This window comes from Kitasatospora sp. NPDC005748 (assembly GCF_040630735.1).
Classification (GTDB): Bacteria; Actinomycetota; Actinomycetes; order Streptomycetales; family Streptomycetaceae; genus Kitasatospora.
In genome coordinates this window covers 188,839-215,537 of sequence record NZ_JBEXYD010000007.1, presented here as the reverse complement: position 1 = coordinate 215,537, position 26,699 = coordinate 188,839, and the positions used below count along the sequence as shown (strand labels likewise).

Sequence of the window (26,699 nt, the reverse complement as noted above, 5' to 3'; positions counted from 1 at the left end):
CCCGGCGCCGACGGTCGGCGCTCCAACGCCCCTCGTTCCTCGGGGCGTCCTCGCTTCTCCCTTTCGGCACCGGCGCGCCCCTTCGGCTCGGGGCGGGGTCGGCTCGGGGCGGGGTCGGCTCGGGGCGGGTTCGGCTCGGAGTGTCCTCGCTTCTCCCGCCCCTACGGCCTCGCCGTGCCCCCTCGGCTCAAGGCGGGTCGGCTGGGCGGATCCTGGTCCGGGGGCGGTGATTCGGCCAGGTCAGGCCTGTTCCGGTCGGATAGCTTCCGGTCAGTCGAGCAGGCCGAGGCGCTGGGCGGCGGCCTCGGGGTCGATCGGGACGATCTGCGGCTGCGGCGCGCCGGCCACCGCCCAGTCCGGGTCCTTGAGGCCGTTGCCGGTCACCGTGCAGACGATCCGCTGGCCCGGGTCGACCAGGCCGGCCTCCGCCTTGGCCAGCAGGCCGGCCACCGAGGCGGCCGAGGCGGGCTCCACGAAGACACCCTCCTGCGCGGCCAACAGCCGGTAGGCGGAGAGGATCTGACGGTCCGTCACCTTGTCGATGAGGCCGCCCGACTCGTCCCGCGCGGCGAGCGCGTAGTCCCAGGAGGCGGGGTTGCCGATCCGGATCGCGGTGGCGATGGTCTGCGGCTTGAGCACCGGGGCGCCGTCCACGATCGGGGCCGAACCGGAGGCCTGGAAGCCCCACATGCGCGGCGTCCGGGTGGACAGTCCGTCGGCGGCGTACTCGCGGTAGCCCTTCCAGTACGCGGTGATGTTGCCCGCGTTGCCGACCGGGAGCACGTGGATGTCCGGCGCGTCGCCGAGCATGTCCACGATCTCGAAGGCGGCGGTCTTCTGGCCCTCGATCCGCACCGGGTTCACCGAGTTGACCAGCGCCACCGGGTACTTCTCGGACAGTTCACGCGCAAGGGTGAGGCAGTCGTCGAAGTTCCCGTCCACCTGAAGGATCTTGGCGCCGTGGACCAGCGCCTGGCCCATCTTGCCGAGCGCGATCTTGCCCTGCGGCACCAAGACCGCCGACACCATCCCGGCGCGCACCGCGTAGGCGGCGGCGGAGGCCGAGGTGTTGCCGGTGGAGGCGCAGATGACGGCCTGGGCGCCGTCCTCCTTGGCCTTGGAGATGGCCATCGTCATACCGCGGTCCTTGAAGGACCCGGTGGGGTTGGCACCCTCGACCTTGAGGTAGACCTCGCAGCCGGTGCGCTCGGAGAGCACCTGGGCGGGCACCAGCGGCGTGCCGCCCTCCAGCAGGGTGACCACGGGCGTGGTGTCGCTGACCGGCAGGCGGTCACGGTACTCCTCGATCAGCCCGCGCCACTGGTGGGTGTGCGCGCCTCTGGCGATCACGGCGTTCATGGCTCTTCCTACTCCCCTTCGACCCGCATGATGCTGGCCACGTCCCGCACGCTGTCCAGCGCGCGGAGCTTGTCGACCGTCGCCGACAGGGCGGCGTCGGTGGCACGGTGGGTGACCACGACGAGCGAGGCGTCGCCGTCGCGGCCCTGCTGGCGCACGGTGTCGATGGAGACCCCGTGCTCGGCGAAGACGGACGCCACCTGGGCGAGCACGCCCGCGCGGTCGTCCACGTCGAGGCTGACGTGGTACCGGGTGACGACCTCGTCCATCGGCTTGGCCGGCAGCCGGGTGTACACCGAGTCGCCGGGGCCGGTGGCGCCGGCGAGCTTGTTGCGGCAGACCGCGACGAGGTCGCCGAGGACCGCCGAGGCGGTCGGCGCGCCGCCCGCGCCCGGGCCGTAGAACATCAGCCGGCCGGCCGCCTCGGCCTCCACGAACACCGCGTTGTACGCCTCGCGGACCGAGGCCAGCGGGTGCGTGAGCGGGATCATCGCGGGGTGGACCCGCGCGGTGACGGACGCGCCGTCGGCCGCCCGCTCGCAGATCGCCAGCAGCTTGACGACGCAGCCCATCTGCTTGGCGGAGGCGATGTCGGCGGCGGTCACCTCGGTCAGGCCCTCGCGGTAGACGTCCGCCGCGGTGACCTTGGTGTGGAACGCGATGCCGGCCAGGATCGCGGCCTTGGCGGCCGCGTCGAAGCCCTCCACGTCGGCCGTCGGGTCCGCCTCCGCGTAACCGAGCGCGGTGGCCTCCTCCAGCGCCTCCGAGTAGCCGGCGCCGGTGCTGTCCATCTTGTCGAGGATGAAGTTGGTGGTGCCGTTGACGATCCCGAGCACCCGGTTGACCTTGTCCCCGGCCAGGGACTCGCGCAGCGGGCGGATCAGCGGGATCGCGCCGGCCACCGCGGCCTCGTAGTACAGGTCCACCCCGGCCTCGGCGGCCGCGGCGTGCAGCTCGGTGCCGTCCTTGGCGAGCAGCGCCTTGTTGGCGCTGACCACCGAGGCGCCGTTGCGGAACGCCGACAGGAGGAGGTGTTTGGAGGGCTCGATGCCACCCACCACCTCGATCACCACATCGATGTCGCCCCGGTTGACCAGGGCCTCGGCATCCGTCGTGATCAGGTGCTCCGGCACGCCCGGGCGCACCCGCCCGGCCCGGCGGACCGCGATGCCGGCGAGCTCGACCGGCGCGCCGATGCGCGCGGCGAGGTCGGCGGCGTCCGTCGTCATGATGCGCGCCACCTCGGAGCCCACCACACCACAGCCCAGCAACGCCACCTTCAGCGGCCGCGTACGCATCATCCGACTCCGCTCTGCATTCTTCGTGCTTCGGTTTCCGGCGGTATTTCGGGGATCCGCCGGATCTTCGGTCTGTACCAGTCTCCGGGACTTTCCGTACGGATCTACGGTCGTTCCATGATCTGAGACAAGAATTTCGTCATCCGATATCGAGACGCAGGAGATCCTCCTCCGTCTCGCGCCGGACGATCACCCGGGCCGCACCGTCCTTGACGGCCAGCACGGGGGGCTTCAGGGCGTGGTTGTAGTTGCTCGCCATCGAGCGGCAGTAGGCACCGGTGGCGGGCACCGCGATCAGGTCGCCCGGGGCCAGGTCGGCCGGCAGGAAGGCGTCCCGGACGACGATGTCGCCGGACTCGCAGTGCTTGCCGACCACCCGGACCAGCATCGGCTCGGCGGCGCTGGCGCGCGACACCAGGGCCACCGAGTACTCGGCGTCGTAGAGCGCCGTGCGGATGTTGTCCGACATGCCGCCGTCCACGCTGACGTAGGTGCGCAGACCCTCCAGCGGCTTGATCGTGCCGACCTCGTACAGCGTGAAGGCGGTCGGGCCGACGATCGCGCGGCCGGGCTCGACGGAGAGCCGGGGGGCGCTCAGGTTCGCGGCGGCGCACTCGCGGCGGACGATGTCGGCCAGCGCGGCGGCGATCTCGGCCGGCTCGCGCGGGTCGTCCTCGCTGGTGTACGCGATGCCGAGGCCGCCGCCGAGGTCGATCTCGGGCAGCTCGACGCCGTGTTCGTCGCGGATCTCGGCGAGCAGGCCGACCACCCGGCGGGCGGCGACCTCGAAGCCGGCCGTGTCGAAGATCTGCGAGCCGATGTGCGAGTGGATGCCGCGCAGCTCCAGGCCGGGGTGGCCGAGCACCCGGCGGACCGCCTCGGCCGCCGCGCCCCCGTTCAGCGAGAGCCCGAACTTCTGGTCCTCGTGGGCGGTGGCGATGAACTCGTGGGTGTGCGCCTCGACGCCGACCGTGACCCGGATCAGCACCGGCTGGCGCACGCCCTGCCGGCCGGCGATCGCGGCCAGCCGCTCGATCTCCTCGTAGGAGTCGAGCACGATGTGGCCGACGCCGGTCTTCACCGCGTGTTCGAGCTCGTCCACCGACTTGTTGTTGCCGTGCAGCGCGATCCGCTCCGGCGGCATCCCGGCGGCCAGCGCCACGGCCAGTTCGCCGACGCTGCACACGTCGAGGTTGAGGCCCTCCTCGTGGAGCCAGCGCACGACCGCCTTGGAGAGGAAGGCCTTGCCCGCGTAGTAGACGTCCGCGCCGGTGCCGAAGGCCTCGCGCCAGGCGCGGGCCCGGGCCCGGAAGTCGTCCTCGTCCATGACGTAGGCCGGGGTGCCGAACTCGGCGGCGAGCCGCTTGACGTCGAGGCCGCCGACGGTGACCACGCCGTCCGCACCGCGGGCGACGGTCTTCGACCAGACCTTGGGGTCGAGCGCGTTCAGGTCGCTCGGCGGCGCCTGGTAGTGGCCCTCGGTCAGCACGTCGCCGTGCCGGGGGCCTGCGGGGTGTGCGGAGCGGCTCATCTCTGCTTACTTCCTTGGCTTATGGCGAGGGGCGGCGACGGTCCTCGTTGACCGTCCGCCGCCCCCGCTGTGCGCTTGGGGGTGGTCCTACATCCGCTCGGGCGCCGTCACGCCCAGGAGCGTGAGGCCGTTGGCCATGACCGTGCGGGTGGCCTCGACCAGCCACAGCCGGGCCCGGTGCGTGTCGTTGAGCTCTTCGTCACCCTTGGGCAGGAACATGCAGTTCTCGTACAGGCGGTGGTACTTGCCCGCGAGGTCCTCCAGGTAGCGCGCGACCCGGTGCGGCTCGCGCAGCTCGCCGGCCGTGGCCAGGATCCGCGGGAACTCACCGAGGGCGCCGAGGACGTCGTTCTCCCACTGGGTGGCGAGCAGCTCGGGTTTGAAGTCCCCGGCCGGGCCCTTGTCGACGCCGAGCTCCGCGGCCTTGCGGGCGACGCCGCACATCCGGGTGTGCGCGTACTGGACGTAGTAGACCGGGTTCTCGTTGGTCTGGCTGGTCAGCACGTTGATGTCGAGCGTGATCGTGGAGTCGGTGGAGGAGCGCGCCAGGGTGTACCGGGCGGCGTCCACGCCGATCCAGTCGACCACGTCGTCGATGGTGATGATGTTTCCGGCCCGCTTGGACATGCGGACCTCTTCGCCGTCGCGAAGCATCTTCACGAACTGGCCGATCTTGACCTCGATGTTGCGGTCCATGTCGTCGCCCGCGCAGGCCGAGATGGCCTTGAGGCGGTTGACGTAGCCGTGGTGGTCCGCGCCCAGCATGTAGACGGAGACCTCGGAGCCGCGGTCGCGCTTGGAGAGGTAGTAGGCGGCGTCGGCGGCGAAGTAGGTGGTCTCGCCGTCGGCCTTGACCAGGACGCGGTCCTTGTCGTCGCCGAAGTCGGTGGTGCGCAGCCAGATCGCGCCGTCCCGGTCGAAGACGTGGCCCTGCTCGCGCAGCCGCTCGATGGCCTTCTCGACGGCGCCGGAGTCGTGCAGCGACTTCTCCGAGAACCAGACGTCGAAGTGGGTGCCGAACTCCTCCATCGAGCGCTGGATCTCGGCGACCATGAGCTTGAGGCCCTCGGTGCGGAACACCTCCAACTGCTCGCCCTCGGGCAGGTCGAGCACGCCGGGGACGCCGTCCACGATCGCCTTGGCGATGTCGACGATGTACTCGCCGACGTAGCCGTCGGCCGGCACGGGCTGCCCGTTGGCGGCGGCCTTCAGCGAGCCGGCGAACTTGGAGATCTGCACGCCGGCGTCGTTCAGGTAGTACTCGGTGGTGACGTCGGCGCCGGTGGCCCGCAGCACCCGGGCGAGCGAGTCGCCGACGGCGGCCCAGCGGACGCCGCCGATGTGGATCGGGCCGGTCGGGTTGGCGGAGACGAACTCCAGGTTGATCTTCAGGCCCTTGAGCGCCTCGTTGCGGCCGTAGGACTCGCCCGCCTCGACGATGCTCCGCGCCAGCGCGCCCTGGGTGGCGGCGTCGAGCGTGATGTTCAGGAAGCCGGGCCCGGCGATGTCGACCTTGGCGACCCCGGGCAGTTCACGCAGGCGGGCGGCCACCAGGTCGGCCACGGCTCGCGGCGGCCGACCGGCCGACTTCGCGAGCTGGAGGGCCACGTTCGTCGCGTAGTCGCCGTGGTCCCTGTTCTTGGGTCGCTCGACCGTCACGTGCTCGGGCACGGCGACGGCCAGCTCGCCCGCCTCGACGGCGGCGCTCACTGCGGCCTGGACTGCCTGGGAAAGCTCTGCGGGGGTCACGACGCCAAGCGTAGGCGAGACGGGGTACCCGCTCGCCACCCGGTTTGCCGGTTGAGACGCCCGCGCGCCGTGCTCAGCCGCGATCCGTGCGCTCTGTTCGCTCAGGGCGAAACCCGTCCGGCCTCGCCGCCCGCGCCATCAGCCGCCACACCAGCGCCACCAGATCGGCGGGGTCGAAGGGCTTGCCCAGGTAGCCGTCCACCCCGACCGCCTCCCCGAGATCGAGGTCGGCCGGCGTGCAGGCGCTGACGATCGCGATCGGCAGCCCGCTGGTCACCGGCGCCGCCCGCAGCCGGGCCGCCGTCCGCAGGCCGTCCAGCCGCGGCATCACGACGTCCAGCGTCACCACGTCCGGCCGCACCCGGCGGACCACCTCCAGGCACTCGGCGCCGTCGGCGGCGGTCACCACCTCGAAGCCTTCCAGCTCCAGGTTGACCCTGATCAGCTGACGGATCACCTCGCTGTCGTCCACCACGAGGACCCGCCCGGACACTCCCGACACCTCACCGAGGGTATCGGCGCGCCCGCCGCCCCGTCCGGCCTTTCCGGACTTCCGCTCCCCCTCCGGCCCAGCTCCGCTCCCCGCCGCCGGGCCGGTGGTGGAAACCCGTGCACGGACCACGCCCCGGGCCTGGTAATGTTCTCCACGTCGAAGCGAACGCGACGACAGCACCAAGCAGGCCCCCGTAGCTCAGGGGATAGAGCACCGCCCTCCGGAGGCGGGTGCGCAGGTTCGAATCCTGCCGGGGGCACTTCGCGAGAAGTGCAACAGAGGCCCAGATCAGTGGAGTTCATCCACGGATCTGGGCCTTCGTCATGTCGGCGGCGGGGCGGGCGGCATGACCGGGGCCGCCGCCCGGGAAGGACGGCGGCCCCGGCGCTCCGGGCGGCTCGCGGTCAGCCGGCCACCGGGGCGGCGAAGGTCTCGGCCGGGCCGAAGTCGGAGAAGGTGACCTTGTTGACCGCCTTCACGCCCTTCATCTCGACCTGCTGCTCGGCGTAGCGGGTACGGCCCGCGCGGTCGATCCACTGGTCGAAGTCGAAGCCGGTGGTGCCCTTCGCCTTCAGCGACTTGTACGTCCGCGGGTCGACGGTGCTCAGCTGTTCGGTGCTGATGTGGCCGGTGAGGTGGTAGACGGCGACACCGTCACGCGTCTCCATGCCCTTGCGCGCACCGGGGCCGGCGGCCAGCAGCAGCTTGGCGTAGTCGGTGTAGTCGACGACCGCGTTGTCGGTGGAGCGCGGCATCTTGGCCCACTCGTCACCCGGCGTGGACAGGTCGCGCAGGTAGCTGGCGTCGGCCGTCGTCAGGCTCTCGATCCAGAGGATCGGCTCGGCGACACCGGGCGCGGTGGTGCGCATCTCCATCCGGCCGGTCCAGACGCCGTTGAGGTTGCTGCGGCCCTTCATGGTCGACAGCGCCACCCCGCCACTCTCGGTGATCATGACCACCGAGACCGCGTAGGGCGACTTGTCGGCCGCGGCCAGGGCCTGCTCGGGGTCGAAGGCACCCTCGGCGGCCGGGCTCGCGGACGCGGTGGCGGCCGAATTCGCGGGCGCCGGGGCGGTGGTGGCCGGCGAGGAGGCGGTGGCCGTCGGGGAGGCCGTCGGGGCAGCGGAGGCCGCGGCGGAGGTCGGGGCCGGCTGGGCGGCCGACCCGGTGTCGTCGTTGCACCCCGCCACGGTGGCGAGGGCCAGGGCCGTCGCCGCGATCGTCAGGGCGGTGGTGCGGGAGGTGGTCACGGTTGGGGCTCTCCGGGTGTGTCGGTTTCGTCGACGGAGAGTGTTTCATGTGAAGAACGCCGTTCGAACCGCTGTCCGGGCCGGGCTCAGGAGGCCGCGTCCACCGCCTCCTCGTAGAGGGCCGCCACGGTGTGGTCGAAGGCGGCGCTGTAGGAGGTGTCGGGGCTGTCGCCGCCCTCCTGGTAGCCGCCGATGACGCCGACCACATGGCCGGTGGTGGTGCTGATCCAGGGGCCGCCGCTGGTCCCGCCGGGGTAGCCGGGGCAGTCGACGACGCGCTGGTAGGTGCTCTGGCGGCCGGTGGTGTTGCCGCACAGGAGCGGCGCCTCGGTGCCGCTCGGGTACCCGTAGAGGCGGACGGTGACGCCGAAGGGCTCGTCGGTGCCGAGCTGGTTGGCGCCGACCACGTCCTCGATCCGGCGGCCGCCGTCGGAGGCGGTCTCCAGGACGGCGAAGTCCTCGTCCTGGTCGCCGTCCCGCGACCAGCCGGTGGTGGTGTGGATCGCGGTGACCCGCCAGGTGCCGTAGGGGGCGGCGCCGTCGCGGTAGCCGGGGACGAAGGTGACGCCGGCGGCGCTGTCGAGGCAGTGGGCGGCGGTGATCAGCAGGTTCTTCGTGGTGCTGTGCAGCACGCTGGCGGTGCAGAAGTGCTCGCCCGCCGTGGCCTTGCCGCTGAACAGGGCTCCCACGGTGGCGGATTCGGGCGTGGCCGGGGCCACCGCGGTGGTGCCGAGCGGGCCCGGGACGGTGACGGCGGCGGTGGCCGGGCCGGTGGGCGCCTCGGCGGCGGCCTGGTCGGTGGTGGCCTCGCCGGCGGCCCCGTCCGTGGGCGCCCCGGTGGCGGCCGGGGCCGCCGCGTCCGGCGCCGAGGCAGAGGACGAGGGCGCGGGCGAGGGGGACGACGTGGCGGCCGCCGGGGCGGTCACCGTCGGGCTGCCCGCCGCCGTCACCTCCGAGGTCACGCCGTGCGCGCCCGTGACGACGGCCGCCACGGTGAGCACCGTGAGCAGGGTGAGGAGGGTGGGGGCCAGAAGCCTGCGTCGGGGCTGAAGGCGATGGTGCTGGCCCATGCCTGATCCTCCTGACCTGGATGTCGGTGCGAGTACCGTCCGACTATGGCCCAGGGAGCTGGGAGGGCTGTGATGTCCGGCTGGGAGCCGGATGAGAAATCCTCCGCCCGGCGGCCCGGGGCCGGTCGGTCCCGAGGCGTCACCCCGGGTCCGGCGCCCCCCGGCACGGCGGCGCCTCCCCGCTCCCGGGGTGGCCGGGAGCGGGGAGGCGCCGGAGGTCGACTGCGGGACCTCGGGGCATGTTTCAGTCGACGCGGGTACCGGGGCCGCGGCTCATCGGGCGCGCTGCCGGTGGCTCGGCGCCGCCGCCCCCGCGGTGGCCGTCGCGCCGGCCTGCGCGCCCGCCCCGGACACGGTCTCCCCGGTGGCCTCGCCGGGTGCCGGGCGGTGGTTGATCATCAGGAAGGCGATCAGCGCCGCCGCCAGCAGGATGCCCATCGCCACCCAGGTCGCGATCACGTACCCGTGCACCGCGCCCTGGGCCTGGACCTGGGGATTTCCGGCGATCCGGGTGGCCAGGTACGTCGCGGTGGCACTGGCCGCGATCGTGTTCAGCAGCGCCGTACCGACGGAACCGCCCACCTGCTGGGCCGAGTTGATAGTGGCCGACGCGGCGCCGGCCTCGTTCGGGGCGACGCCCAGGGTGGCCAGGCTCATCGCCGGCATGAACACCAGGCCCATCCCGAAGCCGAGCAGCAGCTCGGCGGGGAGCACCATGCCGGCCCACGGACTGTCCACCTTCATCTGGGTCAGCCAGGCCATCGCGGCCGCGGCCAGCAGCAGCCCGGGCCCGATCAGGTTGCGCGAGGGCACCCTGGTCATCAGCCGGGCCGCGAACCCGGTCGAACTGATCACGATGGCGGCCGTCATCGGCAGGAAGGAGACGCCGGACATCACCGGCGAGAAGTGCTTGATCACCTGGAGGTAGTAGGTGAGGAACAGGAACAGGCCGAACATCCCGACCATCGCCAGGCCGATCGAGAGCGCGGCGCCGCCGCGGTTGCGCTCGCCCACGATGTGCAGCGGCAGCAGCGCGTGTTCGGTGCGCCGCTCCACCAGCACGAAGGCCACCAGCAGGAGCGCGCCGAGCACCAGCGAGCCCAGCACCAGCCAGTCCACCCAGCCCCGGCTGACCGCCTCGGACGTGCCGAAGACGATGGCGAGCAGGCCGCCGCAGCCCAGGAACGCGCCGGGCAGGTCGAGTTTGACCCGGCGGCCCTTGGCGACGTGGTCCGAGGTGAGGATCGAGAAGGCGGCGAAGGCCGTCGCGATGGCGATCGGGGTGTTCACGAACAGGCACCAGCGCCAGTTCAGGTACTCGGTCAGCAGGCCGCCCAGGAGCAGGCCGATCGCGGCGCCGCCGCCGGCGATGGCACCGAAGATGCCGAACGCCGTACTGCGTTCCCGTGGATCGCTGAAGGTGGTGGAGAGCAGACCCAGGGCGGACGGGGCGAGGAGCGCGCCGAAGGCGCCCTGGAGGGCGCGGGCCGCGAACAGCATCGCCGATCCGGACGCGGCGCCGCCGATCGCGGAGGCGAGGGCGAAGCCGAGCAGGCCGATGATGAAGACGCGTTTGCGGCCGAAGAGGTCGCCGAGCCGGCCGCCGAGGAGCAGCAGGCCACCGAAGGCCAGCGTGTAGGCGGTGATCACCCACTGCCGGTTGGCGTCGGATATCCCGAGGTCCTTCTGGGCCGAGGGCAGGGCGATGTTCACGATGGTGATGTCGAGGACGATCATCAGCTGGGCGATGGCGATGACCGCCAATGCCCACCAGCGACGACTGTCCGCCGCCTTATGACCGGTGGCAGGTTGAGCAGACACTGGGGGAGCCTTCCGCAGGGGTTCGGAGAGGTCACGCAGTCGCCTTCCAGCCAAACGCTCCGCGCGGCGAATGGCAAGGAAAAAGCTCACCAAATCGGACGAATAGGACTAATTGACCACTGGCCCGGGACCGCGGGACCAGGCCCGCCCCGGCCGGAGGCGGCGAAGAGCCCCCGGGTGCCCCTGCACCCGGGGGCCGTGCCGTCGGCCGCCCGGGCCGGGGCACCCGCCGTCGCCGGCACCGCACTACAGCGCGGCCAGCTCCGCCACCAGGTCGTCCAGCCCCAGCGAGCCCTGCGAGAGCGCCGCCATGTGCCAGGCCTTGAGGTCGAACTCCTCGCCGCGCGCCTCGTGCGCCGCCCGGGCCGCCGCCCGGCCGCGCTGCCAGGCCCGCTCGCCGAGCTTGTAGCCGATCGCCTGGCCGGGCATGCCGAGGTAGCGGACCAGCTCGCTGTCCAGGACCTCCGGCGCCAGCCCGCAGTACCGGCCGAAGAACTCCCGGGCGGCGTCCGGCAGGACCGCCTCGCCCGGGCGGAACGGGGAGTCCGCGGGGAAGTCCAGCCCGACGTGCATGCCGATGTCGACGATCACCCGCAGCGCGCGCATCATCTGGGCGTTGAGGTAGCCGAGCCGGTGGCCCGGGTCGGTGAGGTAGCCCAGCTCGTCCATCAGGCGCTCGGCGTACAGCGCCCAGCCCTCCATGTTGGCGCTCACCCCGCCGATGCTGACCTGGTAGGTGGAGAGCCGGTCGGCGACGTAGTTCCACTGCGCGAGCTGCAGGTGGTGGCCGGGAACGCCCTCGTGGTACCAGGTGGAGACGAGGTCCCAGACCGGGAAGCGCTCCCGGCCGATGGTCGGCAGCCAGGTCCGCCCCGGGCGGGTGAAGTCCAGCGACGGCGAGGTGTAGTACGGCGCGGCCGCGCTGCCCGCCGGGGCGATCATCGACTCGACCCGGGTGACCGGCTCGGCCAGGTCGAAGTGGGTGCCCTGGAGGTCGCGGATCGCCCCGTCCATCAGCCCCTGGAGGTACTCACGCGTCGCTTCGGCGCCCTGGACGGCGGGGCCGTCGCTCTCCAGCCACCGCATCGCCTCCATCGGGGTGGAGCCGGGGAGCACCTTCTCGGCCTCCGCCTCCATCTGGGCGAGCAGGCCGTGGAACTCCTGCCAGGCCCAGCCGTACGCCTCGTCCAGGTCGAGGTCGGCGCCGGTCCAGTAGCGCACCCACCGGCCGTAGCGCTCGCGCCCGATGGTGTCGGAGGTGCCGGCGGCGGCCGGGCCGTAGACGTCGCGCAGCCAGTCACGCAGCGCGGCCACCGCGGCGGCAGCGGCGGCGGCGGGCCCGGCCAGCTCGGCGCGCAGCCCCTCGGGCGCCTGCCGGACGAAGACGCCGAACCAGCCGGCCTCGTCCCCCTCCAGCCAGTCACCGAGCTGCTCCACCACGGTGCTCACCTGACGGGGGCCGGAGAGCAGACCGCGCTCGATGCCCGCGGCGAGGGTGGCCCGGTACTGCTCCAGCGTGAGGGGCACCCGGGCCAGCCGGCGCCCGATCACCGCCCACTGCTGCTCGGTGTCGGCGGGCATCAGGGTGAAGACGTCCCGCACGTTGTGGACCGGTGAGGCCAGGTTGCGAACCGCGCGGAAGCCCTCCCCCGCGTCGTGGACGGCGAGCGAGGCGGTGAGCCGCTCGCGCAGCAGCCGGGCGCAGCGGCGCTCGGCCTCGTCCTCGGCAGCTCCGGCCCGCTCCGCGTCCGCGAGCCGGGCGAGCGTGCGGCGGCCGAGTTCGGCGAGCGCCTCGTCACCGGCCGGGGAGAGGTCGGGGAGTCGGTCGTCGTCGAGGTTGAGCCCGAGGTACACCGCGGTCAGCGGGTCGAGCTCGGCCAGGGCCTGCACGTAGTCGTCGGCAATACGGCGCGGGGTGGTGCCGTCGGAGCTGATCAGTTCTTCAACCATCCGGACATCATTTCGCGGCCCGGGCCGATTGCAAGCCCCTACCCTGTGGCATGGACCGGCCATTTCAGACCTCCGCCCGGCGCTCCCGCCTGCGCCGGAGCAGCAGTCCCGGGTCCCACCTGGACCGGCCGCGGGCGAACCGGAAGAAGCAGAGGCCGATCAGCACCGCGCAGAAGTGTCCGAGGTCCGTGAAGGTGTGCGAACCGACCAGCGGCACCAGGTAGAAGACCAGCACGCCGAGCCCGTACAGCAGCCGCCAGCGGCCGGCGAAGCGGTACGTCAGCACGGCGACCACACCGGCCAGCGCGTACGAGACGCCGACGTCCACCGTGCCGGCCAGGCTCTCCCCCAGCCGGCCGCGCATGATGCCCCGGGCGACCACCCCCTCGCTGACGAGGGTGGCCAGCACGTGGGCGGTGGCGGCCACCGTGAACCAGCGCGGCGTGCCCAGCCAGCGCTCCGCGTTGGCGTGGAAGAGGGTGAACAGCACGAAGTAGAGGAGGAAGCTCGACTGCTCCGTCCAGAGCGCACTGGCCACCAGGACGTGCACCGGGTCCGAGCGGAGGTTCTCCAGGTTGGTCGAGCGGGCGGCCAGGAACCAGTCCAGCCGCGCCGGGTCCATCCGCGCCACCACGAAGCCCGTGGCCGCCAGGAGCAGCAGCCACAGGTACGTCCCGGGCGCCGACCGGACCCACCGGAGGACCGCGCCCGGCACCCGGCGCACGGTCACCGTCCACTGCACTGCCCGCGCCATCCGGCGGCCCTCCTCGAAGCGACGGCGACGATCCGTCCCCATGGTCGGCGCCCGGCCCGCCGTGCGGCGGGCCGACCCGCCGGGGCGGGCGGTCGCGGAGCGGCGGCGGGTCACGAGCGGGCCGGGGCAGGTCGGGGCAGCGGGGGCCGGGGCGGCCGGGCGGCTGGGGCGGCCGGGCGGCTGGGGCGGCCGGGCGGCAAACATCCGTTCGGAATGATCGGTGCAGGCAAGGATCCGATCGGACCGGCGACCATTACGCTGACCGCCATGGAAGCCAGCTCAGCGCCCGTCCCACCATCCTCCGAGGCCCGGCCGCGGCGCAGCGGGTACCGGCGGCTGACGGTGCAGCAGCGACGGGACCAGCTGATCGCGGTCGCCCTGGAGCTGTTCGCCTCGCGGCCGCCGGACGAGGTGAGCCTGGACGACGTGGCGGAGGCCGCCGGGGCCTCCCGGCCGCTGGTGTACCGCTACTTCGCGGGCGGCAAGCAGCAGTTGTACGAGGCCGCGCTGCGCACCGCCGCGGAGGAGCTGACCAGCCGGTTCACGGTGCCGCTGACCGGGAGCCCGACCGAGCAGCTGGCCGCCGTGCTGGAGAGCTACTTCGCCTTCGTGGCCGAGCACGACGCCGGATACTCGGCCCTGCTGCGCGGCGGCTCGGTGGTGGAGACGCAGCGCACCTCGGCGATGGTGGACGACGTCCGGCGGGCGGCGCTCAAGCGGACCCTGCGCCACCTCGGGGTCCGGGAGGCCGGGCCGCGGCTGACGCTGCTGGTGCGCTCGTGGATCGCGGTGGTCGAGGGCACCTCGCTGACCTGGCTGGACGAGGGCCGCGCGCTGCCGGTGGACGAGCTGCGGGAGTGGCTGGTGGACCAGTTCGTGGCGATGGCCGCGGCGACGGCGCTGCACGATCCGCAGACGGCGCAGGTGCTGACCGCGCTGCTGGCGCTGGAGGGCCCGGACGCACCACGGACCGCCCGGCTGCGGGCCGCGCTCGGCGGCTGAGGCGCGGGGCCCGGCGGCTCTTCGCGGGCGGGTCCGGCTCGCTCTCGCGGCCCGACCCGCGACCCCCGTGCCCGGGGTCGGGGTCGGGCCGCCCGGACGTCAGGCCTTGCCGAGCACCTGACGCTGGCGGCCCAGCCCGTCGATCTCGATCTCCACGACGTCCCCGGCGGTCAGGAACGGGGTGCCCGGGTGGCCCAGGGTGACGCCGGCCGGAGTGCCGGTGACGATCACGTCCCCCGGCTCCAGCACCATGAACTGGCTGACGTACCGGACGATCTCCAGCACCGGGAAGATCATCTCGGCGGTGGAGCCGTCCTGCCGCAGCCCGCCGTTGACCCAGAGGCGCAGCCGCAGCCGCTGCGGGTCGGCGACCTCGTCCGCGGTGACCAGCCAGGGGCCGAGCGGCGTGAAGGTCTCCGCCGACTTGCCCTTGTCCCACTGGCCGCCGCGCTCCAGCTGGAAGGCCCGCTCGGTGACGTCGTTGGCGATCGTGTAGCCCGCGATCGCCTCCGCCGCCTCCCGGTGGCCGGCCAGGTACCGGGCGGTGCGGCCGATCACGATCGCCAGTTCGGCCTCGTAGTCGGTCTTCTCGCCGCCCCGGGGCACCAGTACCTCGTCGTACGGGCCGACCACGGTGTTGCTCGGCTTGAGGAAGATCACCGGCTCGTCCGGGATCGCCGCGCCGGCCTCGGCGGCGTGGTCCCGGTAGTTGAGCCCGATCCCGACCACCTTGCCCGGCCGGGTGACCGGAGCGCCGACCCGCTGCCCGGCGAGGTCGGCCACCGGCAGCAGGCCGGCGGCCGCGTCGCGGGCCAGCGCGGCCGGGTCGAGCCCGGCCAGGAAGGCGCCGTCGATGTCCCGGGCGTGCCCGGAGAGGTCGTACGCGGTGCCGTCGTGGCCCAGCGCGATCGGACGCTCGGCGCCCGGTGGTCCGACACGGAGGAGCTTCATCTGAGCGTCACCACCACTTTCGTCTCAGCTCGCCGGTACGGCCGCACACACCGCACCGAACTCTTGTTGCGAGGTATATCAACGGCTGCCGCCTGCGAACCAGACAGTCCAGCTCGGCGAATTCCTATCAATTCCCACAACCCGGAGCAGCACCGAATCAGGTGCCCGTACGGTTGACAGCCCCCGGCCCGGGCGACGGCCGCCCGGCGGGCCGGGCGGCACGGGGCTCCACCGCGGGGCTCGACCACAGGGCTCCACCGTGGGCGGACGGGCCTCCGCCCGGGGTGAACGCGCGGGGCGGCGGCCCGGCGCCGGTCGGTCGTCGGCTGCCGCCGCCCGGGGCGTCAGTCGCTGTGCGCAGGGCCGCCGAGGAGCTGGTCCAGGGGTTGCGCCCGGGCCGGGCCGGGGCCGGCCTCGTCGCGCTCCCGCTCCCAGCGGTCGAGGTCGCGCAGGACGTCGGCGTGCGCCCTCGGCTCGCCGGACAGGGCCGGGGCCAGCTCGCGCAGCAGCGCGGCGGCGGCGCCCGGGCTGCCGGCGCGGGCCAGCCAGAGGGCGAGGTCGTGACAGGTGCGCAGGGTGCGGAGGTCGGCCGGGCCGAAGCTGCGGGCGAACCGCGGGACCAGCTCGGTCAGCATCCGGACGGCCTCCTCGGGCCGGCCCTCCACGCCGTACTCCCAGGCCCGGTCGGCCCGCTGCCGCAGCGCCTCGGGCGGCTCGGGCGGCGGGGCCGGGGCGGCCGGGGTGCTCCGGCCGACCGGGGTGCTCTGCCCGACCGGGGTGCTCTGCCCGACCGGGATCTCGCGCAGCCGGCGGCGCACCTCGGCGGCGTCGGCGGGCCGGTCGGCCGGGTCCTTGGCGAGCAGTCGGCCGATCAGGGCCGCGAGCGCCGGGTAGGGGGTGCGCACCGGCGGCGGCGGGTCGTTGAGGTGCTGGTACATCATGGTGACCGGCGATCCGGCGTTGAACGGGCGCTGTCCGGTGCAGAGTTGGAAGAGCACCACGCCGAGCGCGTAGAGGTCGGCCCGGCCGTCGATGGCGCCGCCGGCCCAGCACTCGGGAGCCAGGTACGGCGGGGTGCCGATGACCACACCGGTCGACGTGAGCCCGGTGCCCGACTGGGTGAGCAGCCGGGCGATGCCGAAGTCCAGCACCTTGGCCTCGCCGCTCTCGGCGATCATGATGTTCTCCGGCTTGATGTCCCGGTGCACCACGCCCGAACGGTGGGCGGCGTCCAGCGCCTTGCAGACCTGCCGGGCCCACTTCAGCGCGAGCGCCGGGTCGGGCGTGCCCTCCTTGAGCACCGCGGACAGCGGGCGGCCGCGGACCAGCTCCATCACCAGGTAGTGGGTGGACCAGGCGCCCTGCTGGACCCGGCCGTAGTCGTGCAACGTGACGATGTGCGGATTGGACAGGCTGCCGGCGGTCTTGGCCTCGCGGACGAACCGCGCGACCGCTTCCTCGTCGCTCGCCTTCTCCTCGGAGAGGACCTTGACCGCGACCGCCCGCCCGATGTTGTTGTCGTGGGCCGCCCAGACCACCCCGAAGCCGCCCCGGCCGAGCGTCCGGTCCAGCCGGTAGCGGCCGTCCAGAACCTCCCCAGCCCTCATGTCTCCCCCAACCCCCGGGTGCACCGGATACGAACAGCGTCCACCGTGACCGGGGCCACCATAGCGTCGGGGGAGGACATGGGGGTGAACGGGCTACGGCTTGGGCTTGGGCAGGCCGGGCGGGTTGATCTCGGAGGTCTGGACGGCCTCGCCGTCGAGACCCCAGCGCTTCAGCGCCTGGCCGTAGGTGCCGTTCTTGATGATCTCGTTGATCGCCCCGTTCAGTGCCTGGACCAGCCCGTTGTCCTTCTTGGTGGTCGCCGCGATCTTCCCCAGGACGTCCGCGCCACCGCCGGAGTAGGTGCCGACCACCTCGGTCTCACCGGTCTGCACGGCGTGGAAGGCCGAGCTCGGGTTGGGGCCGACGTAGGCGTCGATCCGGCCGGAGGAGAGCGCCAGGTAGTAGTCGGAGGAGCTCTGGAAGTACTTGATGTCGGCCGGCTTGAGGCCGTTCTTCACGTTCTCCTCGTTCCAGGAGATCAGCAGCTTCTCCTGGTTGGTGCCGGAGGAGACGGCGATCGTCTTGCCGGCCACGTCCTTGGGGCCGGCGACCTTCCAGCCGGTGCCCTTCTTCGCCTCGAAGCCGAGGATGTCCAGCCGGTAGGTGGCGAAGTCGTACTTCTCCTTGCGGGCCTCGGTGACGGTGATGTTGGTCATGCCGACGTCGAACTTGCCGCTGTCCAGGCCCACGAAGACGTTCTCCCAGGAGACCGGGTTGAACTCGACCTTCAGGCCGAGGACGTCACCGACCAGCGAGGCGAGGTCGGGCTCGACCCCGATGATGGTCTTGTCGTCGTTCGCGTAGAAGTCCAGCGGCGGCGTGGTACCAAGCGAGTTGGCGACCGTCAGCGTCCCTCTCTTTCTGACCTCCTCCGGAACCAGCGCCGCGATGGCGTCCACCTTCGCCGTCGTGATGCGGTTCTGATTCGGCGTCAGGTTCACCGTGGTGCCGTTGGGCGCGGTACTGCCCTTCGCGGGGGCGAGCTCCGCGGCGGCGTCCGTGGAGCTGCCGCAGGCGGCGAGGGTGAGGGTGGCGGCGAGCGCGGCGGCGGCGGTCACGAGGGCGCGACGGGGTAGGGACATGGCGGAACTCCTGATGGCTGGAAGAGGGTCGGGGAGCGGGAGGGGGTCGGCGAGGGGAGGTCGGCGAAGGGGATCGGCGAGGGGGGTCAGAGGACCTTGGCGAGGAAGGCGCGGGTGCGCTCGTGCTGCGGATCGTCCAGGACGGCCTTCGGCGGGCCCTGCTCGACCACCACCCCGCCGTCCATGAAGACCACGGTGTCGGCGACCTCGCGGGCGAAGCCGATCTCGTGGGTCACCACGATCATGGTGGTGCCGGCCCGGGCGAGGTCCTTGATGACGTCCAGCACCTCGCCCACCAGCTCCGGGTCGAGCGCCGAGGTCGGCTCGTCGAAGAGCAGCACCTTCGGCTCCAGCGCCAGCGCCCGGGCGATCGCCACCCGTTGCTGCTGGCCGCCGGAGAGCTGGCGCGGGTAGGCGTCCGCCTTGTCGGCGAGGCCGACCCGTTCCAGCAGCGCCAGCGCGGCCGCCCGGGCCTCGGCCTTGGGCCGGCGCAGCGCGCTGACCGGGGCCTCGATGATGTTCTCCACCACCGTGAGGTGCGGGAACAGGTTGAAGTTCTGGAACACGAAGCCGATGTTGGTGCGCTGGCGCAGGACGTCGCGCTCCCTGAGCTCGTGCAGCCGGTCGCCGGAGCGGCGGTAGCCGATCAGCTCGCCGTCGATCGCGACGAAGCCGCGGTCCAGCTTCTCCAGGTGGTTGATCGAGCGCAGCAGCGTCGACTTGCCGGAGCCGGAGGGGCCGAGCACCACCGTCACCGATCCGGCCGGCACGTCGAGGTCGACGCCGCGCAGCACGGCGAGCGGGCCGAAGCTCTTGTGCAGGCCCCTGACCTGCACCATGGGTTCCACGACGGGGGTGGTCACGAGCGTCCTCCGGTAGCGGTCTCGACGGGGGTGCGGTCGGCCCGCAGGCCCTGGACGAAGGCCCGGGCCCGCTGCAGCGGGGTGGGCGGCGGGGTGCGTTCGGCGCCCCGGGCGAAGTAGCGCTCGACGTAGTACTGGCCGAGCGACAGCACCGTGGTCAGCAGCACGTACCAGACGGTGGCCACCATCAGCAGCGGCACCACCCGGCCGGTGCGGCCGTAGACGACCTGCACCTGGTAGAAGAGCTCGCCGATGGCCATCACGTAGACCACCGAGGTGCCCTTGAACAGCGAGATCACCTCGTTGGCGGCGGCCGGCAGGATGCCGCGCATGGCCTGCGGCAGCACGATCCGCCAGGCCTGGCGCCAGCGCGGCACGCCCAGCGCGGCGGCGGCCTCGCGCTGCCCGCCGTCGACCGCGATGATGCCGCCGCGGATGATCTCCGCGGCGAACGCCGCCTGGTGCAGGCCCAGCCCCAGCACGGCGGCGCCGAGCGCGCCCAGCACCCCCATCGTCTCGAACTCGGCGAAGGTCGGGCCGAACGGGATCCCGATGCCGAACCGCTTGTAGAGGTAGGAGAGGTTGAACCAGAAGACCAGTTGCACGATCAGCGGGATGGAGCGGAACGCCCAGACGTAGGCCCAGGCGATGGACTGCAGGATCGCGCTGCGCGACAGCCGCATCGCCGCCACCACCGCACCCAGCAGGAAGCCCAGCAGCGTTCCGTAGAAGGTGAGTTCGATGGTGCGGCCGACGGCGCGCAGGATGGTGTCGGCGGAGAAGTAGACCCGGAAGGTCGCCCAGTCCCAGCCGGGGTTGGTGGCCAGCCCGTGGGCGAACTGGAGCAGGACGACGACGGCGGCGAGGCCGGCCGCCCAGCGCCACGGGTGGCGGGCCCGGACGGTCCGCAGACCGGCCAGCTCGCCGAGGTCGACGCGCCCGGCCGGGGCGGCGGGCGCCTTGGTGGCGGTTCTTCCGGCCGGCGGACCGGCCTCGGTGGTGGTGATGCTCATGGGGGGATTCCTCCAACAGGCCCGGGGCCCGGACAGGGGGTCACACGTGCTCGGGCGGGCTGATCTGGGATTCCTTGATCGCCGAATCGACGACTCCCCACTTCTTGACGATCTTGTCGTACGTCCCGTCCTTGATCAGCTGGTTGACCGCCGCCTGGAAGGCCGGGGCGAGCGGGGAGCCCTTCTTGAACGCGAAGCCGACGTCCAGCCGGTGGAACTCGCCGAGGAACTTCGTCCCCGACGCCTCCTGGGACGCCTGGTAGCGCAGGCCGTTGATGGTCGACATCACGACGTCGATCCGCCCCTGCTGGAGGCCGGTCAGCGTGGCGCCGTTGTCGCTGAACGCCTTCACCTCGAAGGGCTTCTTGCCGGCGTCGGTGCAGACGTTCTTCTTGGCGTTCAGCGTGGTCTCGAAGGTGGTGCCGGCCCCGGTGCCGATGACCAGCCCGCAGAGCTGCGCGAGGTCGGTGACCGGCTGGACGCTGGTGTTGTCCTTCTTGACCGCGAAGCCCTGGCCGTCGTCGATGTAGGTGACGAAGTCGATGGTCTTCAACCGGACGGCGGTGACCCCGAAGTTGCCGGTGCCGACGTCGTACTTGCCGCTGCCCAGCGCGGGCAGGATGGTCTCGAAGGCGGCCTCCTCGCGCTCCACGGTCAGGCCGAGCACCTTGGCCACCGCGTCGGTGAAGTCGATGTCCACCCCGGCCGCCTTCTTGGTGGCCTGGTCGGGGTAGAAGGCGGCGGGCGGCGAGGCGATCGCCGAGCCGAACTTCACCGTCCCGGCCTTGCGGACGTCCTCGGGCAGCAGGGCGGCCGCCGCGTCCGACTTGGCGACGCCGGAGACGAGGTCCTGCGCGGCGGCGTCGACCGCCGCCTGGCCGGCGCCCGGCTGGGCGGCGGTCTTCGGGTCCGAACCGCACGCGGCCAGGGCCAGGACCGGCAGCAGGGCGGTGGCCGCGAGCAGGCGGCGGCGGACGGTGGTGGTTCTCACGGGAGGTGGGCGCCTTTCGGGGTCGGTGCGTGATGGGGTCGCGCGGGGGCCTCGGCCCGCTCGCTGTCGGTGCGGGCCGGCAGGGACTTCTCGAACGCCAGCGGGCCGATCTCCAGCGGATCGGCGTCGACGTCGAACAGCGGGGTGTAGCCGGTCGCCAGGTAGAGCCCCCTGGCCTCGGGCTGGCGCGGGCCGGTGGTGAGGAAGATCCGGGTGTAGCCGACCGCCCGCGCGGCCCGCTCCAGCTCGGCCAGCACCCGGCTGGCCAGCCCCCGGCGGCGGTGCGCGGAATGCGTCCACATCCGCTTCACCTCGGCGGTCCGTTCGTCGTACCGCTTGTACGCACCGCCGGCCACCGGCTCGCCGTCCTCCAGCAGGAGCAGCAGTACGCCGGCCGGCTCCGCGAAGGCGTCCTTCGGGTACCGGCTCATCTCCTCCCGGGCATCTGGCCCGTAGCGGGTGACGTACTCGTGGGTGAGCTCCCGCAGCAGCGGCTCGACCAGGGGATCGTCGATCGTCACCCGGCGGACCTCGGTCGCCAGGCTGGTGCCGCTCACGCCTGGACCGCGATCAGCTGGTGGCGGTCGCGCTCGGCCCGGGCCTCCCGCTCGGCCGCCTCGGCCGCCTTCGCGGCGTCCCGCCGGGCGACCTCCTCGCGCACCAGCGGGATGACGTACCGGCCGAAGTCGATCGCGTCGTCGAGCAGCGCGTAGCCGCGCGCGGAGAGGATGTCCACGCCGAGGTCGTAGTAGTCGAGCAGCGCCTGCGCGACCGTCTCCGGCGTGCCGACCAGGGCGTTGGAGTTGCCGGCCCCGCCGGTGGCGGCCGCGGTCGGGGTCCAGAGCGCGCGGTCGTAGCGCTCGCCGGCCGCGGCGATCTCCAGCAGCCGCTGCGACCCGGTGTTCTCCGGGGTCCGGGCCTCGGCCGCACCGCGCCGGACCAGCTCGCCGGACTCCTTGCGGGCCCGGATCGCGTCCACCGTCCGGTACGCCTTCTCCCAGGCCAGTTCCTCGGTCGGCGCGATGATCGGCCGGAAGGCGACCTGGATGCGCGGCACGTCCGTCCGGCCGGCGGCCCGCGCGGCCTCCTTGACCCGCTCGATCTGCTCGGCGGTCCGGGCCAGCGGTTCGCCCCAGAGGCAGTAGATGTCCGCCTCCGCCCCGCCGGCCGCGTAGGCGGCCTCCGAGGAGCCGCCGAAGGAGACGCCCGGGCGCGGGGCCTGGACGGGGAAGACGTCCGAGACGAAGTCGTTGAAGCGGTAGTACTCGCCCTCGTGGTCGAAGGCCTCCGTGCTGGTCCACGCCTTCTTGACGATCCCGATGTACTCACGGGTGCGGGCGTAGCGCTGGTCCTTGGTCAGGAAGTCGCCCTCGCGCTGCTGCTCGTGGTCGTTGCCGCCGGTGATGAAGTGGACGGTGAGCCGCCCGTCGCTGATCCGGTCCAGGGTGGCGAAGGTCTTCGCCGCGTAGGTCGGGTAGGAGACGTTCGGCCGGTGGGCCAGCAGGATCTGGAGCCGGTCGAGCCGGGCCGCGAGGAACGCCGCGGCCGCCGCCGGGTCGGGGGCGCCGGCGCCGTAGGCGAACAGCACGCGGTCCCAGCCGTTGTCCTCGTGGGCCCGGGCCAGCCGCAGGGTGTAGTCGCGGTCGAAGGCCGCCGTGGAGCGGGGGGTGGTCTCCGAACCATCACCGGTGGCGGCGATGCCGAGGAATTCGACGGGCATGGTGACTGACCTTTCGGGTCGTACGGAATCCGGCGGCTGCGGGTGGGCAGACCGGAACAGGCCGTGGCAGAGCCAGGCTTGGAGCACGGAGCGGGGAGCAGGGAGCAGGGAGCACGGAGCGAGAAGGCCGAGCGGGGAGCGCGGAGCGAAGAGGGCCGAGCGGGAGGGCGGAGCGGAGCGCGCGGATCGACGGGCACGGGCACGTGACGGTGACGACGGCGGCGAAGGCGTCGACGTCGGCGGAAGGGCGACGGAGAACTGCCGGAGTGCAGTGGGGTACGGAAGGCTGAAGGCGGCAGCGTGCGCCTGAAACGGCCGTCCGTACGGGACTGGACGGCCTACCCGGCCCGCGACGGGGCACCGAGGGAGAGGTCTCCGCGAGGAGGGCCTCCGAGGGAGGAGGCTCCTAGGAGGACAGGGCCGGCTGGACGGCCCGCTGCCGGGTCAGCCGCGACACGCCGCGGACCACACCCGACCGAAGTCGATGTGGTCGCGGGTGACCAGGAGCTGCTCGGCGTACATGAGCACAAGTTGAGCAGTGAAGGATGCACGGCGTCAACCACCGTCCATTACCGCTCTGTTGCGATCACTTGTCGCCGTGTGCCCCGGCGGCACCACCCTTGACAGCCCTCGTTCGCGCATGCGTACGATCAATGCGGAGAGCAGTGCGGAGCCGGTCGCGTTGAGGGACGCGAGCCGGCCCGACGGCCGTACGTGACCACCCCCGTACCTCCCGCCTGCCCGCAGCTTCCGCCTGGAGCCTCCTCATGGCCACCCCGCAGGACGTCCTTCCCGCGCCCTCCCTCACCGAGAACCCCGTGCCGGCCCCGGAGCCGCCCGCCGGCGCCGTCGTCGACCCCTCGGCCCGGCTCGTCGCCCGCCGCCGGCCCGGCCAGTGGGTCTCCGCCGCCGTCGCGCTGCTGCTGTTCGCGATGGCCCTCAGTTCGGTGATCCGCAACAAGGCCTTCCAATGGGACGTCGTCGCCGACTGGTTCACCGCCACCTCGGTCCTGAACGGCCTCACCCTGACCCTCTGGCTGACCGCCGTCACGCTCGGCCTCGGCTTCGTCCTCGGCACGGTGCTCGCCACCATGCGGCTCTCCAGCAACCCGGTGCTGCGCACCCTGAGCTGGACGTACATCTGGATCTTCCGCTCCACCCCGGCGCTGGTGCAGCTGCTGCTCTTCTTCAACATCGGCGCGCTCTACCCGACGCTCGGCCTGGGCATCCCGTTCGGCCCGGAGTTCGTCACCGTCCGGACCGTCAACCTGTTCGGACCCACCCTGACCGCCGTGGTCGGCCTGACCCTGCTGGAGGCCGCGTACGCCGCCGAGGTGGTGCGCGGCGGGATCCTCTCGGTCGACCGCGGCCAGCTGGAGGCCGCCTCGGCGCTCGGGCTGGGCCGGTGGCGGGTGCTGCGCCGGATCATCGTCCCGCAGGCGATGCGCTCGATCGTCCCCACCGCCGGGAACATGCTGATCAGCGCGCTCAAGGGCACCAGCATCATCAGCGTGCTGGCCGTCTCCGACCTGCTCTACTCGGTGCAGCTGGTCTACCTGCAGTCCTACCAAGTCATCCCGATGCTGATGGTCGCCACCATCTGGTACATCGTGATCACCACCGTGCTGTCCGTCGGCCAGTACTACGTCGAGCGGCACTACGCCAAGGGCGCCACCCGCGACGGCCTGCCGCCCACCCCGCTGCAGAAGGCCCGCGCGGCCTGGCGCCGGCTGCGCGCCGCCGCCGACGCCCCGGCCGGGGCCGACGCCGCGACCGGCGCCAAGACCGCAGCCGGGGAGACGCGTTGACCACCCTGGTGATCGTCGGCGCCGGCCCGCGCGGTACCGGGCTGCTGGAGCGGATCGCCGCCAACGCGGCCGAACTCCTGCCCTCCGAGCGCCCGCTGGAGATCCACCTGGTCGACCCGCACCCGCCCGGCGCGGGCCGGATCTGGCGCTACGACCAGTCCCCGCTGCTCCGGATGAACTCGATGGCCGAGGACGTCACGATGTTCACCGACGAGCGGTCCACCATCGACGGACCGGTCCGCCCCGGGCCCTCGCTGGCCGAATGGGCCGCCCGGCAGCCGGAGTTCGCGCCCTACCGGGAGGTCGAGGACCCGGCGGTCCGGGCCGAGCTGGGCACCCTGGCGCCCACCGACTTCCCCACCCGCCGGGCCCAGAGCGCCTACCTGGACTGGGTGTTCCGCCGCGCCGTCGCCGACCTCCCGCCGCACATCACCGTCACCGTGCACCGGGACACCGTCCGCCGGGTCGAGGGCCCGGTGGACGGCCCGCAGCTGGTCCACCTCGGGGACCGGGTGCTCACCGCCGACCACGTCACCCTGACCCTCGGCCACCTCGACTCCGCCCCGCACCCCCGGTACGCCGCGGACGCCGGGTTCGCCGCCCGGCACGGCCGCTTCCACCTGCCGCCCGCCTTCTCCGCCGACGCCGACCTGAGCGGCATCGGCGCCGGCGAGCACGTCGTCCTGCGCGGCTTCGGGCTCGCCTTCGTCGACCTGGTCGCCCTGCTCACCGAAGGCCGGGGCGGCCGCTTCGAGGAGACGCCGGACGGCCCGGTCTACCGGCCCTCCGGCCGCGAGCCGGTGATCCACGTCGGCTCCCGGCGCGGGGTGCCCTACCACTCCAAGACCGGCTACCGGCTCCAGGGGCCGCCCGCCCCGCTCCCCCGCTACTTCGACGCGGCCGCCGTGGACGCCGTTCTCGCGCGCCCCGGACCGCTCGAACTGCGCCGTGACTTCTGGCCGTTGATGGCGAAGGACATCGGCTTCGGGCACTACCACGAACTGTTCCACGCCCACCCCGAACGCACCGCGCTCCCCTGGGCCGAGTTCCTCGCCGGCTACGACGCCCACGACTGGTACGCGCCCGAGCTCGCCCGGCTGATCGCCCGGGCCGTCCCCGACGAGGCCGACCGGCTGGACTTCGAACGGCTCGACTTCCCGCTGGCCGGTCTCGAACTCGGCTCCGCCGAGGAGCTCCAGCGCCATCTGCGCGGCTACATCGCCGAGGACGCCGACCGCCGCGCCGACCCGGCCCACAGCGCCGACCTCGGCGCCTTCCTCGCCCTGCTCTCGCTCTTCGGCCAACTGCCCCGCGTGCTGGCCTCCGGCCGCCTCACCGCCCGCTCGGTCGGCGAGGAGGTCGACGAGTGGTTCTTCGGCTACTTCAGCTACCTCGCCTCCGGCCCGCCCGGCTTCCGGCTGCGCCAGCTGCTCGCGCTCTCCGAGGCGGGCGTGGTCCGCTTCCTGGGCGCGGGCGTCCGGGTCGACCGGGACGAGGCGACCGGCACCTGGCGGGCGTCCGGTAGCACCGTGCCCGGGCACCGCGTCGAGGCCACCGCGCTGATCGAGGCGTACCTGCCCAAGCACGCGCTGGCCCGCACCCGGGACCCGGTCCTGCGGGACCTGCACCGCGCCGGGCGGATCGTGGAGGAGGTGGTCAGCGACGAGGAGCACACCCACCGCTCCGGGCTGCTCACCATCCGGCCCGGGGACAGCCGGGTCCTGGACCCGGCCCTGGACGGCGGGCCGCACCCGCGGCGCACCGCCCTCGGCCCGCACACCAGTCTGCGCGCGGCGGCCGCCTTCGCCCGGCCGCGCACCGACTCCCCGGGCTTTCGCCAGAACGACGCCGCCGCCCGGGCCATCCTGCGGGCCCTGGCGGCCGTCCCGGCGGCGGGTGGGCGGCCCACCGCGCCGCTCGCGGCCCGCGTGGTCGGCCCGGGCCCCCGCCCGGCCGGCTCGGGGCCCGAACAGCTCCTCGAGCAGGTCCTCGGCGGTGACGTGGTCCGGAGCTGACACGACGATCCAGCCCCCGCTCGACGTGATGCCGGTCCGGCGCTCCAGCGCGGTCAGGCAGGCACCGGCCTCCTGGCCCGAGGCGACGTCCCGGGCCAGGAGGGCGCCGGATCGGCACCACGGCCCCGGCCGGGGCGCTCCTGGCCCGGCGGGCCACCCGGGGCCGCGGCGCGCGGGCAGGCCCGGCGCGCGGACAGCGCCGGCCGCTGCTGGTCGGGACAGGTCGTGCCGGGCCCGCGCGGTGGCCGGTCACCCGCGCCCCCGCCTCTCGAAGCGGCCGCACCCCCTCGACGCACCGTGCGGGGTCGGCCGGTACCGGTACCGGGATGGCCCGGACGACTCGAACGGGTGGAAGGATGGACGGCGGGCCA

At 73.1% G+C, this 26,699-nt stretch carries 21 protein-coding genes and 1 tRNA gene; 4 read left to right on the top strand and 18 right to left on the bottom strand.

The annotated features are described in order from the left end of the window. Window positions 1-270: 270 nt before the first annotated feature. The 5 genes from thrC to ABZ495_RS08780 form a co-directional block, all read right to left on the bottom strand. A complete protein-coding gene (thrC, locus tag ABZ495_RS08800) occupies window positions 271-1,359 on the bottom strand; it encodes a threonine synthase (RefSeq protein WP_329489603.1) in 1,089 nt (362 codons plus the stop codon). Between the two features lie 8 nt (window positions 1,360-1,367). After that, window positions 1,368-2,660, bottom strand: coding sequence for a homoserine dehydrogenase (locus ABZ495_RS08795; RefSeq protein ID WP_329489602.1), 1,293 nt, complete (start codon window positions 2,658-2,660; stop codon window positions 1,368-1,370). 136 nt (window positions 2,661-2,796) lie between these two features. Continuing rightward, window positions 2,797-4,188, bottom strand: a complete 1,392-nt coding sequence (lysA, locus tag ABZ495_RS08790) for a diaminopimelate decarboxylase (RefSeq protein WP_359803158.1) — start codon at window positions 4,186-4,188, stop codon at window positions 2,797-2,799. An 87-nt stretch (window positions 4,189-4,275) separates the two neighbouring features. Then, a complete protein-coding gene (gene argS / locus ABZ495_RS08785) occupies window positions 4,276-5,937 on the bottom strand; it encodes an arginine--tRNA ligase (RefSeq protein ID WP_352289355.1) in 1,662 nt (553 codons plus the stop codon). 73 nt (window positions 5,938-6,010) lie between these two features. Further along, a complete protein-coding gene (locus ABZ495_RS08780) occupies window positions 6,011-6,439 on the bottom strand; it encodes a response regulator (RefSeq protein WP_352289352.1) in 429 nt (142 codons plus the stop codon). 178 nt (window positions 6,440-6,617) lie between these two features. On the opposite strand from ABZ495_RS08780, the gene ABZ495_RS08775 reads away from it, so the two are divergent. Beyond that, window positions 6,618-6,689 (top strand) — tRNA-Arg (locus tag ABZ495_RS08775). A 145-nt stretch (window positions 6,690-6,834) separates the two neighbouring features. Here the strand turns inward: ABZ495_RS08775 and ABZ495_RS08770 are convergent. From ABZ495_RS08770 to ABZ495_RS08750, 5 genes are all read right to left on the bottom strand, one after another. Then, window positions 6,835-7,680: an LppX_LprAFG lipoprotein gene (locus tag ABZ495_RS08770; RefSeq protein ID WP_359835030.1), complete on the bottom strand. Its 846-nt coding sequence runs from the start codon at window positions 7,678-7,680 to the stop codon at window positions 6,835-6,837. An 86-nt stretch (window positions 7,681-7,766) separates the two neighbouring features. Further along, window positions 7,767-8,750 carry a serine protease gene (locus ABZ495_RS08765; RefSeq protein WP_359835028.1) on the bottom strand — a complete coding sequence of 328 codons (984 nt, stop codon included), beginning with the start codon at window positions 8,748-8,750 and terminating at the stop codon, window positions 7,767-7,769. Between the two features lie 273 nt (window positions 8,751-9,023). Next, window positions 9,024-10,514: an MFS transporter gene (locus ABZ495_RS08760; protein ID WP_359835026.1), complete on the bottom strand. Its 1,491-nt coding sequence runs from the start codon at window positions 10,512-10,514 to the stop codon at window positions 9,024-9,026. Between the two features lie 303 nt (window positions 10,515-10,817). Continuing rightward, window positions 10,818-12,521 carry a DUF885 domain-containing protein gene (locus ABZ495_RS08755; RefSeq protein ID WP_329489596.1) on the bottom strand — a complete coding sequence of 568 codons (1,704 nt, stop codon included), beginning with the start codon at window positions 12,519-12,521 and terminating at the stop codon, window positions 10,818-10,820. Between the two features lie 64 nt (window positions 12,522-12,585). Further along, complete coding sequence (locus ABZ495_RS08750) at window positions 12,586-13,275, bottom strand: rhomboid-like protein (RefSeq protein WP_359835024.1); 690 nt, start codon at window positions 13,273-13,275, stop codon at window positions 12,586-12,588. A 267-nt stretch (window positions 13,276-13,542) separates the two neighbouring features. Between ABZ495_RS08750 and ABZ495_RS08745 the strand changes: the two genes are divergently transcribed. Then, on the top strand, window positions 13,543-14,277 hold the full coding sequence (locus tag ABZ495_RS08745; protein ID WP_329489594.1) for a TetR/AcrR family transcriptional regulator: 735 nt from the start codon (window positions 13,543-13,545) through the stop codon (window positions 14,275-14,277). A gap of 99 nt (window positions 14,278-14,376) precedes the next feature. On the opposite strand, the gene ABZ495_RS08740 is transcribed toward ABZ495_RS08745, so the two are convergent. The 8 genes from ABZ495_RS08740 to ABZ495_RS08705 form a co-directional block, all read right to left on the bottom strand. Continuing rightward, window positions 14,377-15,228, bottom strand: coding sequence for a fumarylacetoacetate hydrolase family protein (locus tag ABZ495_RS08740; RefSeq protein WP_359803168.1), 852 nt, complete (start codon window positions 15,226-15,228; stop codon window positions 14,377-14,379). A 344-nt stretch (window positions 15,229-15,572) separates the two neighbouring features. Beyond that, a complete protein-coding gene (locus ABZ495_RS08735) occupies window positions 15,573-16,835 on the bottom strand; it encodes a serine/threonine-protein kinase (protein WP_359835023.1) in 1,263 nt (420 codons plus the stop codon). Between the two features lie 93 nt (window positions 16,836-16,928). Then, window positions 16,929-17,918, bottom strand: coding sequence for an ABC transporter substrate-binding protein (locus ABZ495_RS08730; protein ID WP_329489591.1), 990 nt, complete (start codon window positions 17,916-17,918; stop codon window positions 16,929-16,931). An 86-nt stretch (window positions 17,919-18,004) separates the two neighbouring features. Further along, window positions 18,005-18,757, bottom strand: coding sequence for an amino acid ABC transporter ATP-binding protein (locus ABZ495_RS08725; protein WP_359803317.1), 753 nt, complete (start codon window positions 18,755-18,757; stop codon window positions 18,005-18,007). Between the two features lie 20 nt (window positions 18,758-18,777). Further along, complete coding sequence (locus ABZ495_RS08720) at window positions 18,778-19,794, bottom strand: amino acid ABC transporter permease (protein ID WP_352289325.1); 1,017 nt, start codon at window positions 19,792-19,794, stop codon at window positions 18,778-18,780. Window positions 19,795-19,834: 40 nt separating this feature from the next. Next, window positions 19,835-20,785 carry an ABC transporter substrate-binding protein gene (locus ABZ495_RS08715; RefSeq protein WP_359835021.1) on the bottom strand — a complete coding sequence of 317 codons (951 nt, stop codon included), beginning with the start codon at window positions 20,783-20,785 and terminating at the stop codon, window positions 19,835-19,837. Next, a complete protein-coding gene (locus ABZ495_RS08710; protein WP_359803175.1) occupies window positions 20,782-21,342 on the bottom strand; it encodes a GNAT family N-acetyltransferase in 561 nt (186 codons plus the stop codon). The genes ABZ495_RS08715 and ABZ495_RS08710 overlap by 4 nt, the downstream gene beginning before the upstream one ends. Continuing rightward, complete coding sequence (locus ABZ495_RS08705; protein WP_359835019.1) at window positions 21,339-22,505, bottom strand: LLM class flavin-dependent oxidoreductase; 1,167 nt, start codon at window positions 22,503-22,505, stop codon at window positions 21,339-21,341. The genes ABZ495_RS08710 and ABZ495_RS08705 overlap by 4 nt, the downstream gene beginning before the upstream one ends. A gap of 767 nt (window positions 22,506-23,272) precedes the next feature. Between ABZ495_RS08705 and ABZ495_RS08700 the strand changes: the two genes are divergently transcribed. Continuing rightward, window positions 23,273-24,313 (top strand): amino acid ABC transporter permease, encoded by a 1,041-nt coding sequence (locus ABZ495_RS08700; protein ID WP_359835017.1) that lies wholly within the window; start codon window positions 23,273-23,275, stop codon window positions 24,311-24,313. After that, the gene (locus ABZ495_RS08695) at window positions 24,310-26,328 is read left to right on the top strand and encodes an FAD/NAD(P)-binding protein (RefSeq protein ID WP_359835015.1); all 2,019 of its coding nucleotides are present in this window, start codon (window positions 24,310-24,312) and stop codon (window positions 26,326-26,328) included. Before ABZ495_RS08700 ends, ABZ495_RS08695 begins: the two co-directional genes overlap by 4 nt. Window positions 26,329-26,699 lie beyond the last annotated feature (371 nt).

Coding starts and splice junctions, on each gene's coding strand:
- ABZ495_RS08745 (WP_329489594.1), top strand. CDS start 13,543: ATGGAAGCCAGCTCAGCGCCCGTCCCACCATCCTCCGAGGCCCGGCCG.
- lysA (WP_359803158.1), bottom strand. CDS start 4,188: ATGAGCCGCTCCGCACACCCCGCAGGCCCCCGGCACGGCGACGTGCTG.
- ABZ495_RS08795 (WP_329489602.1), bottom strand. CDS start 2,660: ATGATGCGTACGCGGCCGCTGAAGGTGGCGTTGCTGGGCTGTGGTGTG.
- ABZ495_RS08720 (WP_352289325.1), bottom strand. CDS start 19,794: ATGAGCATCACCACCACCGAGGCCGGTCCGCCGGCCGGAAGAACCGCC.
- thrC (WP_329489603.1), bottom strand. CDS start 1,359: ATGAACGCCGTGATCGCCAGAGGCGCGCACACCCACCAGTGGCGCGGG.
- ABZ495_RS08750 (WP_359835024.1), bottom strand. CDS start 13,275: ATGGCGCGGGCAGTGCAGTGGACGGTGACCGTGCGCCGGGTGCCGGGC.
- ABZ495_RS08740 (WP_359803168.1), bottom strand. CDS start 15,228: ATGAAGCTCCTCCGTGTCGGACCACCGGGCGCCGAGCGTCCGATCGCG.
- ABZ495_RS08730 (WP_329489591.1), bottom strand. CDS start 17,918: ATGTCCCTACCCCGTCGCGCCCTCGTGACCGCCGCCGCCGCGCTCGCC.
- ABZ495_RS08755 (WP_329489596.1), bottom strand. CDS start 12,521: ATGGTTGAAGAACTGATCAGCTCCGACGGCACCACCCCGCGCCGTATT.
- ABZ495_RS08765 (WP_359835028.1), bottom strand. CDS start 8,750: ATGGGCCAGCACCATCGCCTTCAGCCCCGACGCAGGCTTCTGGCCCCC.
- ABZ495_RS08725 (WP_359803317.1), bottom strand. CDS start 18,757: ATGGTGCAGGTCAGGGGCCTGCACAAGAGCTTCGGCCCGCTCGCCGTG.
- ABZ495_RS08735 (WP_359835023.1), bottom strand. CDS start 16,835: ATGAGGGCTGGGGAGGTTCTGGACGGCCGCTACCGGCTGGACCGGACG.
- ABZ495_RS08700 (WP_359835017.1), top strand. CDS start 23,273: ATGGCCACCCCGCAGGACGTCCTTCCCGCGCCCTCCCTCACCGAGAAC.
- ABZ495_RS08705 (WP_359835019.1), bottom strand. CDS start 22,505: ATGCCCGTCGAATTCCTCGGCATCGCCGCCACCGGTGATGGTTCGGAG.